12 protein-coding genes are annotated in these 14,968 nt (G+C 33.8%); 5 read left to right on the top strand and 7 right to left on the bottom strand.

The genetic code is table 11. The features are described 5' to 3' along the window. Positions 1–39: 39 nt before the first annotated feature. From radC to ACFPH8_RS14440, 4 genes are read left to right on the top strand one after another with little or no spacing between them, the layout of a single operon-like run. Positions 40–738: a RadC family protein gene (gene radC / locus ACFPH8_RS14455; protein ID WP_248398000.1), complete on the top strand. Its 699-nt coding sequence runs from the start codon at positions 40–42 to the stop codon at positions 736–738. Next, positions 738–2,039: a polysaccharide deacetylase family protein gene (locus tag ACFPH8_RS14450; protein WP_376862065.1), complete on the top strand. Its 1,302-nt coding sequence runs from the start codon at positions 738–740 to the stop codon at positions 2,037–2,039. Before radC ends, ACFPH8_RS14450 begins: the two co-directional genes overlap by 1 nt. Next, a complete protein-coding gene (locus ACFPH8_RS14445) occupies positions 2,029–2,718 on the top strand; it encodes a YjjG family noncanonical pyrimidine nucleotidase (protein ID WP_376862062.1) in 690 nt (229 codons plus the stop codon). The genes ACFPH8_RS14450 and ACFPH8_RS14445 overlap by 11 nt, the downstream gene beginning before the upstream one ends. Before the next feature lie 37 nt (positions 2,719–2,755). Continuing rightward, the gene (locus ACFPH8_RS14440) at positions 2,756–3,520 is read left to right on the top strand and encodes a hypothetical protein (RefSeq protein WP_376862059.1); all 765 of its coding nucleotides are present in this window, start codon (positions 2,756–2,758) and stop codon (positions 3,518–3,520) included. Here ACFPH8_RS14440 and ACFPH8_RS14435 read toward each other — a convergent pair. Then, a complete protein-coding gene (locus ACFPH8_RS14435; RefSeq protein WP_376862056.1) occupies positions 3,517–4,794 on the bottom strand; it encodes a replication-associated recombination protein A in 1,278 nt (425 codons plus the stop codon). The two genes, ACFPH8_RS14440 and ACFPH8_RS14435, sit on opposite strands and share 4 nt — an antisense overlap. A 142-nt stretch (positions 4,795–4,936) precedes the next feature. On the opposite strand from ACFPH8_RS14435, the gene ACFPH8_RS14430 reads away from it, so the two are divergent. After that, entirely contained in the window at positions 4,937–5,695 is a 759-nt protein-coding gene (locus tag ACFPH8_RS14430) for a rhomboid family intramembrane serine protease (protein ID WP_248398018.1), read from the top strand. On the opposite strand, the gene rlmB is transcribed toward ACFPH8_RS14430, so the two are convergent. From rlmB to ACFPH8_RS14400, 6 genes are all read right to left on the bottom strand, one after another. Further along, complete coding sequence (gene rlmB, locus ACFPH8_RS14425) at positions 5,687–6,424, bottom strand: 23S rRNA (guanosine(2251)-2'-O)-methyltransferase RlmB (RefSeq protein ID WP_376862054.1); 738 nt, start codon at positions 6,422–6,424, stop codon at positions 5,687–5,689. The genes ACFPH8_RS14430 and rlmB overlap by 9 nt on opposite strands. 66 nt (positions 6,425–6,490) lie before the next feature. Beyond that, a complete protein-coding gene (locus ACFPH8_RS14420) occupies positions 6,491–7,513 on the bottom strand; it encodes a hypothetical protein (RefSeq protein ID WP_376862051.1) in 1,023 nt (340 codons plus the stop codon). Positions 7,514–7,542: 29 nt separating this feature from the next. Continuing rightward, positions 7,543–8,433: a hypothetical protein gene (locus tag ACFPH8_RS14415; RefSeq protein WP_376862048.1), complete on the bottom strand. Its 891-nt coding sequence runs from the start codon at positions 8,431–8,433 to the stop codon at positions 7,543–7,545. A gap of 19 nt (positions 8,434–8,452) precedes the next feature. After that, positions 8,453–9,937: a SusD/RagB family nutrient-binding outer membrane lipoprotein gene (locus ACFPH8_RS14410; RefSeq protein ID WP_376862046.1), complete on the bottom strand. Its 1,485-nt coding sequence runs from the start codon at positions 9,935–9,937 to the stop codon at positions 8,453–8,455. 9 nt (positions 9,938–9,946) lie between these two features. Further along, the gene (locus tag ACFPH8_RS14405; RefSeq protein ID WP_376862044.1) at positions 9,947–13,021 is read right to left on the bottom strand and encodes a SusC/RagA family TonB-linked outer membrane protein; all 3,075 of its coding nucleotides are present in this window, start codon (positions 13,019–13,021) and stop codon (positions 9,947–9,949) included. 120 nt (positions 13,022–13,141) lie between these two features. Continuing rightward, the gene (locus tag ACFPH8_RS14400) at positions 13,142–14,782 is read right to left on the bottom strand and encodes a BamA/TamA family outer membrane protein (RefSeq protein ID WP_376862041.1); all 1,641 of its coding nucleotides are present in this window, start codon (positions 14,780–14,782) and stop codon (positions 13,142–13,144) included. Positions 14,783–14,968: the final 186 nt, after the last annotated feature.

Genomic DNA, 14,968 nt, shown 5'->3' with positions numbered 1-14,968 from the left:
TTAATTGCAGTTGAAATTTACAATATTTATCTTTAACCTATGCCAGAAAAAGCACCCTCAATATCCATTAAAAATTGGTCGCAGGACGATCAGCCTCGCGAAAAACTGCGCGACAAAGGTAAAGCTGCTTTAAGTGATGCCGAATTGGTTGCCATTATTATAGGTTCTGGCAATCGGGATGAAAGCGCTTTGGATTTATGCAAGCGTATTTTAGCAAGTGTGGATAATAATTTAAATCAGTTGGGTAAGTTAAGTATTAAACAACTTATGGATTTCAAAGGTATTGGTGAAGCAAAAGCCATATCTATTGCAGCTGCCATGGAGTTGGGTAGAAGACGTAGAGGTGAAGAAGCTCTGGAACGTAAAAAAATTACATCCAGTGTGTCCGTTTTTGAACTCATGCAACCAATTATAGGCGAATTACCACATGAGGAATTCTGGATTATTTATTTAAATAATGCCAACAAGGTCATTCAAAAACAACAATTGAGTAAAGGTGGAATTACAGGAACTTTGGTTGATGTAAGATTGGTACTTAAAAATGCATTAGAGTTTGGAGCGGTAGGAATAATACTAGCACACAACCATCCGTCGGGAACCTTAAAACCTAGCGAAGCCGATAAGCAAATTACACAAAAATTAAAAAAAGCAGGCGAAAGTTTAGATATTAAAGTATTGGATCATCTTATAGTAACAGAAAAGGCCTATTTTAGCTTTGCAGATGATAACTTACTGTAATGATTCTCATATACACGCCCAACATAACACCACGAATTAAGTATGCATTTAAGCATATTTTTACCCGTATCTTAAAGGTTCCAGTTTCATTTACAAGCACTGTAGAAGCGTTTATTTCCCATAATTCCATTAAAATTTCCTACGCCAAACAACCACTAGGAAACGAGTTATTTATAAAAAGTCATGAACTTCTTTTTGAACAAGGCTTATCAGATGTTGAGGTGCAAGTACATGATTGGGAGGAAACCAAATGTTTTTTTACAACCAACGATAAGAGCTGTATACCTTTTGATATGTTTGCGGCTACGTTTTACTTATTAAGTCGCTATGAAGAGTATTTACCACATGTAAAAGATGAATATGGTCGTTTTACGGCTGAAGAAAGTTTAGCCTTTAAATATGGATTTCTCCATCAGCCAGTAGTGGATATTTGGGCCTATAAATTCAAACAAATATTAGAGAATCAATACCCGGATTTTGTGTTTCCAAATAAAACCTATGCCGTAAAACCAATTATTGATGTGCCTTCAGCATTCAGTTTTAAAGCGAAAGGTTTAATGCGCACAATTGGTGGTACGCTTAAGGATTTATTAAGCTTTAAATTTCACAGATTATATATGCGTTTTATGGTGTTATTGGGATTTAAACACGATCCAGATGATACGTTTAAATATATTATAAATCGGCAAAAACAGCGTAAAAATAAATTTTTGTTTTTCTTTTTAATAGGTGATTATTCCACATATGATAAAGGGGTAAATGCACAAAAGAAAGAATTTATATCCCTAATAAAACAAGTGGCAGACTATTGCCAAGTGGGACTTAAAGCATCATTTTTTGCTTTGGATAATATGGCTATTCTGAAGAAGGAAAAGCTCCGGATGGAATCTATTTTAAACACGTCATTATTAGCATCTAGACAATCTTTCTCTAAATTAAATTTGCCTATTTCCTATAGGAATTTGGTGGAATTAGAAATTTTGGAAGATTATACCATGGGTTATGTTAATTACAGCGGTTTCCGGGCAGGAACCTGTACGCCATTTTTCTTTTATGATTTGGATTTTGAAATTCAAACGCCGCTAAAGATAACGGCATACCACGTTATGGATTATACGCTTTTAAAGCATAATTCGTTACTGGATAAAAAGGAATCTCTGTTGCGTGTAATTAACCAAGTGAAGCAAGTAAATGGTGAGTTTGTATCTGTTTTTCATAACTATACGTTTAGTGATTTAGAACGCTGGAGGGGCTTTAAAGAATTGTTTAATATGATATTAGATTCAGCAAATGAAGATTAACGGCATTACAGATATTTTTTTCGATTTAGATCATACACTTTGGGATTTTGATAAAAATTCAGCTTTAGCATTTCAGAAAATTTTCAACACTCATAACATAGATGTTGATATTCATGATTTTCTAAAAGTTTACGAGCCCATAAATTTAAGCTATTGGAAATTGTATAGAGAGGATCAGATTGATAAAGAATCATTGCGATATAGACGTTTAAAAGAAAGTTTTGATGCTATAAACGCCATAATTCATGACGATATTATTAATCAATTGGCTATAGATTATATTGTTAGTTTACCAACCTTTAATCATTTGTTTGATGGTACTTTTGATTTGTTAAATTATTTACAACCGCATTATAAAATGCATATAATTACCAATGGTTTCCAGGAGGCACAAGATAAAAAGATGGAACAATCCAAAATATCAAAATACTTTAAAACCGTTACCAATTCTGAACTAGCAGGCGTTAAAAAACCCAATCCCATAATTTTTGATTATGCCATTAATAAAGCCGAAGCCGATAAATCCAAGAGCTTAATGATTGGTGATAATTTGGAAGCTGATGTTTTAGGAGCGTTAAATTTTGGTATGGATGCTATTTGTTTTAACTATCATGGACTGAAAATTGATAGTAGTATAAAACAAGTTACAAATTTGATGGATTTAAAAGCCTTTTTGTAATTTTAATGTATCTTTAATCTTTACTTTAAAAAAAATCATGATAAAAAAAATCACGCTTATATTCGTTTTATTTATAACCGTTCAATCTAGTTTTTCACAAAGTGATTTGGATCAATATAAATATGTAATTGTACCAACCACTTATGAATTTTGTACAGAACGCGACCAATATCAATTAAATTCATTGACCAAATTTTTATTTGAAAAGCAAGGGTTCGTTGCATTGATGAGTGATGAGCCTTGGCCACAAGATTTAATAAATAATGGCTGTTTGGCCTTATGGGCAGATGTGTTAAATGAATCTGGCATTTTTGAAACCAAGTTTAGATTAGAATTGAAAAACTGTCAAAAACAAGTTGTTTTCACATCTGGAGTTGGGCAATCGCGAGAAAAAAAATATAAAGTGGCTTATAACTTATCATTAAGACAAGCATTTGAGTCCTTTAATACAATTGATTATCGTTATAATCCTGAATTGCCAACTGAAGTCAGTACAACTACGAAACCCATTAAACCAACTACTATTACACCTCCAGTTGCCTTAATTGATCCTGCTATTTCTGAATCTAAAGAAGCTGATGAAAATCAAGCTTTAACGGCAAGAAAAAAAGATGGTATTAATTATGAGTTACTGAATGACAAAGGGGAAGTGGTTTACACTTTAATCTTTTCTGGTAAAGAAGCCTTTTATATGGTGGAAGGAATACAGGCTACCGTTTATAAAATAAATGATGTCTGGGTTATTGCTCAAACCACTGCCGACGGGTCATTACAAGTTGAAACATTAAACGTTACTTTTTAATAACCATATTTTTCCTTCCAGCGTTGTTTTAAAAACTCCCGTTGTGCGTTTTCACGTGCATTATTTCCTGGCTCATAAAACCTAGTGTTACTAATTTCATTTGGCAGAAATTCCTGTTTGGCAAAATTATTTTCATAGTTATGAGCATATTGGTAATTCTCGGCATAACCAATTTCTTTCATGAGTTTGGTTGGTGCGTTTCTAATAGACAAGGGCACGCTTAAATCGCCAGTATCTCGCACCGCTTGTTGTGCTTTGCTAATGGCCAAATAGGCTGCATTACTTTTAGGTGAACAGGCTAAATATGTTACACATTGACTTAATAAAATTCGGGATTCGGGATTTCCAATAGTGGAAACCGCCTGAAACGTATTATTGGCAATTACTAAAGCCGTTGGGTTTGCATTTCCTATATCTTCACTCGATAAAATAAGGAGGCGCCTGGCTATAAATTTCACATCTTCTCCACCTTCAATCATTCGCGCTAAATAATACACTGCGGCATTGGGATCGCTACCGCGAATAGATTTTATTAGTGCTGAAATGATATCATAATGTTGCTCACCTGTTTTATCATATCTAGCTGTATTATTTTGAATGCGTTGTGTAACCAATGCATTAGTAATTATAATATCTCCCGTGTCATGCGAATTAACAATTAATTCAAAAATATTCAACAGTTTTCGAGCATCACCTCCCGAAATACGCATTAAAGCTTCCGTTTCTTTTAACGTAATATTTTTTTGAGATAAGTAGGTGTCTTTTTCTATTGCACGTGTTAAAAGGGCTTCTAAATCTGTTTTATTGAAGGCATTTAAAATATATACTTGACAACGTGATAATAATGCCGGAATAACCTCAAAACTCGGGTTTTCAGTTGTGGCACCAATTAATGTTACCCAACCTTTTTCTACGGCTTGTAATAACGAGTCTTGTTGCGATTTACTAAATCGGTGAATTTCATCAATAAATAAAATGGGGTTTTTGGTAGTGAATAAACCGCCAGACTGTTTGGCTTTATCTATAACCTCACGTATATCTTTAACGCCTGAATTTATAGCACTCAATGTATAAAAAGGTCGGTTGGATTCTGTAGCAATAATATTTGCCAAGGTTGTTTTTCCAATACCAGGAGGACCCCAAAGTATAAGTGATGGGATTAAGCCTTGCTTTATTTGATTGGTTAACGTACCATTAGGACCTATTAAATGTGCTTGACTAATATAGTCGTCAAGTGTTTTGGGTCTTAATCGTTCTGCTAAAGGTTCATTCATAGCGCAAATTTAATTATAATTATAGGTTCTATTGGAATGGTTTTGTACATTTTGATTAACAATTTGTAATTAGTTGTCAATCTTACAGACTGACAATTTAACAGAACCTCATTAATGGTTAGTTTTTTGTTAAGATTTATATATGAAAAGTCAAGAAGAATTTAAATTTTCTAATCAGGTTATTTTAGTGCCAGTAGCATTTGTCTTGCTCATTTGGTTAGTATTCTGGTTTGAAATACGTTTTGGATTCGACTTCACAAATTATGGCATATTTCCGCAGAAGTTATTTGGGCTTCGTGGTGTTGTTTTTAGTGCCTTTATTCATTCAGGCATCACGCATTTATATCACAATACCATCCCGTTATTTGTGCTAACCGCTGCCTTGTTTTATTTCTACAGGGAGATGGCTTGGAAAATCCTTATTTTAGGAATTTTACTTTCGGGTTTGTTAACGTGGAGTATTGGCAGGCCAGCCTATCATATTGGTGCCAGTGGCCTTATTTATGTATTAGTTAGTTTTTTATTCTTCAAAGGTATTATAGCCAAGCATTTTAGGTTAATTGCTTTATCCTTATTAGTCATCTTCTTATATGGAAGTATGATTTGGTATGTACTACCTATTAAAGATGGCGTATCCTGGGAAGGTCATTTATCCGGATTGATTGTAGGATTGGTTTTTGCTTTTATCTTTAAGAAACATCTTCCTATACCTAAAAAGTACTATTGGGAACAACCAAGCTATATAGAAGAAGACGATCCGTTTTTAAAACATTTTGATGAACATGGTAATTTTGTTGAAAGTTTACCAGAAATCGAAGACGTTAAAGCAGACGTGGAGGAGGAGCACCAACCCAATTCTATAAACTATATTTTTAAAAAATCTGACGATTCATCAAACTAATCGTTGTCTTACTACTTCATAAAGAATAGCACCACAAGCAACAGAAACATTTAAGGACTCTATAGAGCCGAGCAAAGGAAGTTTGGCTTTGCTATCTGCAAGTTTTAAAACCGATGGGTTTATACCTCGACCTTCAGAACCCATTATGATTGCGCATGGAACTGTAAAGTCAATATCATAAATGGTATCATTTGTTTTCTCGGTAGCGGCTATAACAGCTATACCAGAAGCCTGTAAATGAAACATGGCATCTTTAATATGGTCTACCCGACAAATAGGCATTTTAAAAACAGCGCCAGCACTTGTTTTAATGGTATCACCATTTATGGGTGCACTTCCTTTTTTTTGGATAATAATACCGTTGACACCTGTACATTCTGCCGTACGGATTATAGCTCCAAAATTACGAACATCACTTAATTGATCCAACAGTAAGAATAAAGGGGTTTTACCCGATTCAATCACGTTTAACACTAAATTCTCAATATCATGATATTCTATAGGTGATATTTGCGCTACGGCACCTTGATGGTTTTTGGATGTTAATCTATTCAGCTTTTCAATAGGAACATAGGATACATTAATGCCTTCCTTTCGGATAAGCGATTCTAAATCATGGGCAAGATTGCCTTGCAAGCCTTTTTGCATGAATATTTTTTCAATAGTCTTACCGGCTTGAATAGCTTCTGTAACTGAATGTAAGCCAAAAATTAATGTTTCTTGTTCCATAAAACAAAGGTATAAAAAAACCGCTTCTTTTTAGAAGCGGTTTTAATATTATCAATAAAATAGTTACTATTCTTGAGCAACTAATTCACCTAGGTTATTATATACTGTGTATTTACCTCCTACTACTACTACAGTAGCAACAACTTTCTCGCCACCACCGGTAGCTGAACTCGTATCACTATAAGAGAAGTATAAACTTGGGTATGATATACTAGTATGGAATTGACCTGTTTTAGCGATTTCAATTTCAAAAGGAATTGCAAAACTACCAACTAAAGATTCGTCATCATCAAAATTCAAATCAAAATCCCATAAATCAACGATTACATCGTAAGATCCATCAGCCAGTACTTCAGTTGGATTAGATTGACCTGTAATAATATATTCTGGACAATCTCCTGTATAAGCAGAAACATTAGCTCCAGCCACATATACATCATAATCAACAACACCACATAAATCTTTCGTGTCAGATAATATTTCATCATCATCCGTATAAACATATTCTAGACCTGTTTCATTATCAATCGCTAGTATTACATTCTCTTTCAGATATTGGTAAGTTTCATCTTTAGCCCAGCTTAAACGGATACCCATGTTATCATCAGTATAATTAGTTACATCAAACTTTATGATGTTATTACCATTTATTAAACCTTGACCATTTCTAGTGTTGGTTAATTTAAATGTATACTCTTCAGTTCCCTCTACATCTAAATCTAGAACAGAGTTAATCTGGAATGTATAGGATGATGCATACGCAGGTACTTGAACTAAATAACCTTGGCTACCAAAACCGTCATCTGCTGTTGTAGCTGAATTTGGATCAGTTGGATCATTACCAACCGTATAATCTGAATTATCTCCTCCAGAAATCATTTCTAATTTAAAATCTAAAGTTTCTTTGAAAGGTTTGTCAACTGTTAAAGTAACAGTTACACTTTCTCCTTCTGTAATTGCACTTTCAGATACATTATCAATAGTTACTAGCGATTTTGGCGTAAACGTGTATTCCGTGTCATCATCATTACACGACGTAAAGCTAGCTAAAACTAAAGCTGAAAGCATTAAGTGTTTTATATATTTCATTTTGTTCTAATTTATTTGTTAGTTAATGCTTATTGTGGAGTCAAAATTACTGTCCAACCTGAATAAACTGCTTCAATTCCAAATTGCTCAAATATTAATCGACCATTACCGTCTACATAGCCAGGAACACCTTGAATAATTTCGTTAGAGTATGGCCAGTCTGTAAATACTAATTGACCAGCACATGCATAAAAGAAAGATGTATAACCTGAAGTAGGCCATCCAAACATAGAACTTAATTGGTAATCACCACCACCTAAACTCGTAATAGTAAATGTACCAGATGTATTACCGCTAGCGGTATAAGTTCCTGATAAATCCGTTCTACACAATTGTAACTTAACAATAGTTGTTGTTAGTTGTTCACCAATTACAACGTCACCACTAGTAGTGATTGTTTTTAAGTTTAATACATAGAATGAAATTCGACTAGCATCTAACGCATTGTTATATACTTTTGTGTCAATTAAATCGAATGTAGAATTAGCAGGAATGGTTGATTCTAACGTCGTATCTACTAAATCAAAATGAACACCTTCTTGCGCTTCTACGGCGAAGTCATAGATAGTAGCTGTACCAGCTTCTAGTTCTAATCTTTGGTCTTTAGTTAAGTTAAAAGTACTAGCATATTCGCTTGCACTTAAATTTAAATCTTGAATATCACCAATTTCATAAGTAACTGTGATTTCACTATCAGACGCTAACCCATTGTTTCCACCTAATAAGTGTACAGGTACACCAAAATCAAACACCTCATCAGCTACTTGTACAAAATTCCCTAATGTAACATCGCTTTTAAACCCAATGATTCTTGATGCATCTTCATTTTGTGTTGTGTTCTCTACTTCATCGTCTACTAAACACGAGAAGCAAATTACAGAAGCAAAAACCGCTGTAAAATAAATTTTTAAATTTTTCATAATTTCTATTTTTTTTTAATTATTGTGCCCAAAATGGTCCAGTTGCGAATACATCAGCACTTGTTTGGTCTGGTACATTTGCAGAGTTTGAAATATACTCATCAGATGGGTACATCAAACGCATTGGTCTGGTTGAAGATTGAGCGGTTAAAGCTAAAGGAATATCATCTGGGAAACCAGTTCTTGTGAACTCGATATAAGATTCAATAGCATTTATACCATTAGTAGCAATCCATTTTTGTCTCATGATAGCTTCAAACTTATCACTATCAGTTCCTACCCAACCTACTCCTGGTTGGCTTGGTGTGTAACCTGATCTGTCAGCTCCTAACAATTGGAAAGATGCATCAATTGCAGCTTCAAAACTAGCTTGAGGGTCACCTGGAATTAATCCGAATAATTGTGCTTCAGATTGCATTAATAAACTTTCAGCAGCAGTCATTACGTATCCGTCTTGTGCTGAATCAATAATTAATCCTGGTCCTAAAGGCGATAGTCCAGCTGGTGAGTTATCACTATCAGCACCTTGCTCATGACCAACAACTCCACCACTTCCATCATCAGCTTCATCATATAAAAAGTTTACACGATCATCTGCACTGTTAATTAAAAAAGTAACAGCATATTGAGACGCTCTAATAAAGTTATAATTCTGCGTTGGAGTAGTTTCGTTATTAGAGTAACCGTTAGCGCCATAAAATGGATTTTGCTGAGCAGTACTCTCTGAAGAGTATCCAGGGTTGATTGTTGCATCATTGTTTAAGAACGGAGCAGTTTGTAATTCTGGTAACTTGCTAGCTATAAAAGCGGCAGATTCAGAATCACCATTCATAGTAGCATCCGTTCTTTGACGTAATAATAAACGTAATTTTAAGGAGTTACCAAAAGCAACCCAGCTAGACATAGATCCGTTAAAGATAACATCTTCACTACCTACAGGAATCGTATTTAAACCTGCATTTGCAATTAAATCAATAGCCTCATCAACTTGGTTGTATAATTCCTCATAAACTGCACGATCATTATCATAGGCAGGTGTTAAGTTTTCTATTCCTTTGTGTGCTTCAGAATAAGGTACATCACCATATAAATCAACTACATATTGCATATAGAAAGACTTCATGATTTTTGAAATTGCCTTATGATGGTCATAATCATCACTTTGATAGTCTATTATAGCTTGGAAATTGTAAGTACCTCTGTATAATCCTGTAAAGATCGTGTTATAGAAGTTGTTATCTATTGCAAGCGTGAATTCTTCAGAGAAACCACCTGTAAACGAGTTTACGTTAGCTCCCCAGTTGTTCATCATGACATTTCCTAAACGATTCATCGTAATAGCTTGTGTTCTATAAGTGTTACTCATAGCACCTGCTAAAATTAAATCTGGTGTCACATCTTCGGCAGACGGTGAATTTGGATTTTTGTTTACATCCAAATAATCGCTGCACGATACAGTAATCGCGAAGATTACTAATAATAAAAATTTATATTTCGTTCTCATGTTTATTTATTAAAAAGTTAAATTAAGAGTCATACCATATGTTCTGGTAATAGGATATTGACCAGTTACACTTAAACCTTGATCGTTACCAGAACTTCTTCCGATTTCTGGATCCGCATAACCTCTGTTTTCAGCAGGTAATACAGTGAAAGGGTTTCTTGCATTAACACCTAGTCTTAAACTTGATAATCCTACGTTTTTCAACATTTCTTTGGAAAATGCATAACTTAATGATAATTCTCTTACTTTGAATGCTGTTGCATCTAATACAAAGTTTTCACTTACACTTCTGTATTCATTAGAAAAGTAATCTAAGTAGTTAGCATATGTAGTACCACCTGTAATTACATTTGTGTTTGCTTCGTATACTGGGTTAGCTGCAGTACCTGTGTTAATTGCAGAGTTAGGGAAAATAAATCCTCTACGTCCACCATCAGCAGATTCTACTAAGTGACCTGACCAAGATAACCAATCTTTAGTACCAGCCCAAAATTGGTGACCAGTTCTATAATCCATTACAGCAGCAAGTCTGATTCCTTTATAGTTTACAGCAGTATTTAAACCTACTACGTAATCTGGGTTGGACTTACCTAAAACTTGGAAACTACCAGTTTTTAATGGGTTACCTGTAGAAGGATCAATTAATACACGTCCTTGAGGATCTCTTTGGTAAGCTGTACCTTTAATTAAAGGGAACTCTTCTCCAGCTGTTGCAAAAATACCTATATCGGCAAATGAGGCTAAAGCTACTTCGTCAGAGTTGTCAGAAATCTTATCAATAACTGTTTCATCTGTTGCAAAGTTAACATCTAAATCCCAACGGAAATCTTTAGTTCTAATAGGTGTTAATCCTAAATCAATTTCAAAACCTTTTGTAGTAGAAGCTGCTACGTTAACAGTAGTATTAGCTAAACCAGAAGCAGCAGATGTTGTAATACCTGTTACTAAATCCGTGTTTTTAGTTTCATAGATAGAAAAGTCTAAACGAACTCTATCACCTTTAAAGAAAGCTAAATTAAGGTTTAACTCATAAGATTCTATAAACTCATTTACTAATAATGGGTCAGCAATTGTTTGATCTAATACGAAAGAGTTTAATCCTCCAAACGGATAACCAGTTGCTTGGTTTAAAGTAGAATTAATTTGGTAAGGTCCAACGCGGTCGTTACCTACTTTAGCCCAGTTTCCAGAAATTTTAGCATAATTTAATATACCACCTTTCTTTAATCCAGGGAAAGCATTAGTTGCTACAAAAGATAAACCAACAGAAGGGTAGAAGAACGAGTTACGATCGTCTGCTAATCTTGAAGTCCAGTCATTACGTCCAGTTACCGATAAATATAAGAAATCCTTATAACCTAAATCTACACTTCCTAGTAAAGAGAAACGACGGTCTCTCTGAATAGTGTTAAATGTATTTGGTCTTCCTGTAATGTTATCAATGTTGTAATATCCTGGAATTGTTAGGTTACTACCATTTACTTGTGTAGCAGAAAACATATTATCTTGAATATTATTACCTACTAAAGCTGTTAATGAAATATCATCAGTTAACATATAGTCAAAGTTTACAAAAATATCATTATAGATATTTGTTTCTTCACTATTACTTTGTCCAAATTGTGAAACTGTAGAATGATCTCCACCACCAATACCAATAGTATCAATGTATTCATTTGTATAATTTCTTGTATAACTCTTGAAGTTACGAACACTACTGTTCATTACAACGTTGATGTTATCATTTACATCATACTTAATGTTTGCAACACCATTCATTCTAGTAGTATTACTTGAATTTCTAATGTTATCTCTCATCCAATATGGATTTCTGTAGTAAGATGTCCAGTGTCCTTCGTTACCAGAGTTCTCAAATAACTCAACAGGAACGTTAGACGCTGTTTGTAATAATTCCGTAAATAAGTTTGGCGTTGTAGTTTTAACAGAAGACGTATTATACGTTACGTTACCACCAACATTCCATTTACCTAATTGTTTGTTACCTTTAAATAAAACGGTTGTTCTGTTTAATTCATCACCTTCAACAACGAATTCAGTTTGTTGGTTGTTTACGGATAGTAAAACATTCCCTGTTTTATCACCTGCAGAAAGTGTAACACCATTTTGTAAAATAGTACCAGTTTTAAAGAATTCTTTAATATTGTCACTATCACCAGAGTAAGGCGCCATAATGTAAGAACCATCAGCTTGAGGTAAACCTACTGGCTGCATAGTACCATCAAATTCTGGACCCCAACCTCCGTTTTCGTAAGATGTATGAACACCATTCCAACCTTGACCGTATTTAGTCTGACGTTCTGGAACAAATGCTACATCCTCAAAGGAGATAGAAGAATTTACAGAAACTTCAATTTTTTCGCTAGAAGATCCGCTTTTTGTAGTAACTATGATAACACCGTTAGAACCTTGAGAACCATATAATGCACTACCACCAGCACCTTTAATTACGTTGGTAGAAGCAATGATTTCAGGAGCTAAATTAGCAAGTGTGTTTGCACTAGAAATAACACCATCAATAACAATCAACGCTTGGTTGTTACCTGTTAATGAACGGTTACCCCTTAATACAATTCTAGTTGTTTGATCAACACCGTTATTCGTTGTGTTAATTTTTAAACCAGACACCTTACCAGTTAAACTCTGTACTGCGTTTGGATTAGCAGCTTGTGTTAATTCTTCTGCATCAACCACTTTCGTAGCTGCAGTTAACTCACCTGCTGTTCTCTCAACACCTAAAGCGGTAATAATTACCTCTTCAAGAGCTTCACTATCAACCTCCATTGCAAAGCTAATGTTATTAGCCGAGCCAACAGTCATTTCTTTTGTTGTGTAGCCAATAAAGGAATACGATAGCACGTCTCCTGAGCTCGCATTGATGGAATAATTACCATCAAAATCTGATTGAGTTCCAGTTGTAGTACCTTTTACAATAATATTAACTCCGGGAAGAGGTAATCCGTTTTCATCGGAAATCGTTCCTGAAATTGTTTTTTCTTGCGCAAACGTAAGTTGCACAACAAACGCTAGAAATAGCGTTAAAATTCCACTAAACTTTGTTTTCATTTTGTATTTTATTTGAATTAGTCTAGGCCAAAAATCATAATAAAAAGTTAATTAAACAATAAATAAGGGTTAAAATTTCAAAATATTTTCAAAAACTACGCTTTTTAACACCTATTATTCCTAAAAAAGTGCGGATAAACTTAAATGTATTTTGGAATTGGATAGTTTGAAACTTTGGTTTTCGCTTTTACCGTTAGCATAATTGAAGCGTAAAAGTCCGGCTTTGGTGTTTAAACCGAAACCAAAACCGAAACTATATAGTTTTTCTTTTTGATCTATTATTTTATTTTCAAAATAGGCTAAATCTATTATAGAGTGTATATATAAATCACTGCTTAATGAATACCGATACTCGGTAGCTAGTATGCCGTACAATGTGGCGCTTAAGCTGTTTTCTTCAAAACCTCTAATGGAATTTATACCGCCAAACCTGCTTAATTCATTCTCTAAATAACTGTCTGAAAACAAACCAAAACTAGTTGTCCTTAAATAAACATTGTTTTTTGAGTTTAAATTGAAGATTTTAAAGGCGTCCACGCGGTATTGATATTGCTGATCTTTTTGTTGTGAAATGGTCCGATTACCAATGCCGGTTTCCAAGTAGATTTGTGCATTTCTTTTAAATATTGAAAGGTCGGGAATCCGATTTATAAATGTGTAGCCAATTGTGTAGAAAGTTGTTTCGTAATCTTTAATAAATGGATTTAAATTGGTACTGCTTAAAAGGTTGTTTGATTTGGTGGATTTAATGCCAACGGAAAATTGATTTTTGGAATTTAATTGGTAATTAATTCGTGCGCTTTGGTCGGCCGTTGTAAACGAAGAGTCTTTTTTGAAAATAGTAAGCTCTAATTCTGTGCCAATAGGCGAATTAAATAAATAGGGTAGTTTTACATTTACGTTAAACGATTTTTGTTCACTCTCATCGCTTCTATATGCTAATGATAAACTTTCTCCAAAATTCAAATTATTGGTGAGTTCAAGATTTAGGTAGCCTGTTAATTCTAGTTTGCTCGTCTCTTCATTGGTTCCAAATCCTAGAAAACCATCAAAGGTGTTGCTTTTTGTTTTTTCAATGTAGACATATAATATGGTAGAGTCTTTACTGAATAAAATTTCAGGCTCTCTTAATTGATTGGCAAATGGTAATTCCTGAAGTAAGTTTGTTTGTTTTTTTATTTCCGATAAGTTTAAAGGTTTGCCTGTTCGTAATTTTAAAAAATATTTTAAGTATGACTTCGGAAACTTGTCATATCCCTTAACAACTATTTTATTAACAAAGCGCATTTCATTATCTCCAGACAGAACTAAATCTGCTTTTAATCTGTTAACCCCTGATTTTTTTATGTTATCCAGTTTAAGCGTATTAAAAGGTAGGCCTTGGTCTGATATTTTTTTATTGATAAATTGAAGTGTTTGTTCAATTTCTTTAAAACGGATTGTAAAATACAATTTACTACTATGAACACGTAACTGTTTTAATGTGCCTGGCGGAAGGTTCTTGGAATTAAAATAGACATCTATATTTTTGTAAGGTTGGCCTAATGAAACGGAAGTTTCAAACATAGAATCATTTTTTTTGGTAATACCATGCCATTTGGAATCAATATATCCCAATTTGCTTAATTGATATTTAAGCGTATCTATTTCGCGGTTTAATGAATTGTAATCCGCGTGTTTTTTTTGATAGCCTATGGAGTCTATGACAGAGGTGTTTTCTGTTAATTCGTTTTGAATTTTTAGATACAAATTTTGTCCCATTAAATCAGAAGTTGATCCAAAGAGTGTAATAAGGAATAAAAAAAGAAATCTATGCACGCTTTTTATGAAAGTCTTTAAAATGTAAAACTAACGCAAAAAGATTCGTTTTGATATAATTTGGTGTGTGATTTTTAATTAGAATTGAAAATTAATGAATTAACGTTTGAAAAATTAAATTTTATTTCT

Source organism: Bizionia hallyeonensis (assembly GCF_042657385.1).
Lineage (GTDB): Bacteria > Bacteroidota > Bacteroidia > Flavobacteriales > Flavobacteriaceae > Algorimicrobium > Algorimicrobium hallyeonense.
Note: the sequence above shows the minus strand (reverse complement) of the source record. Positions and strands in the feature narration are given on the sequence as shown.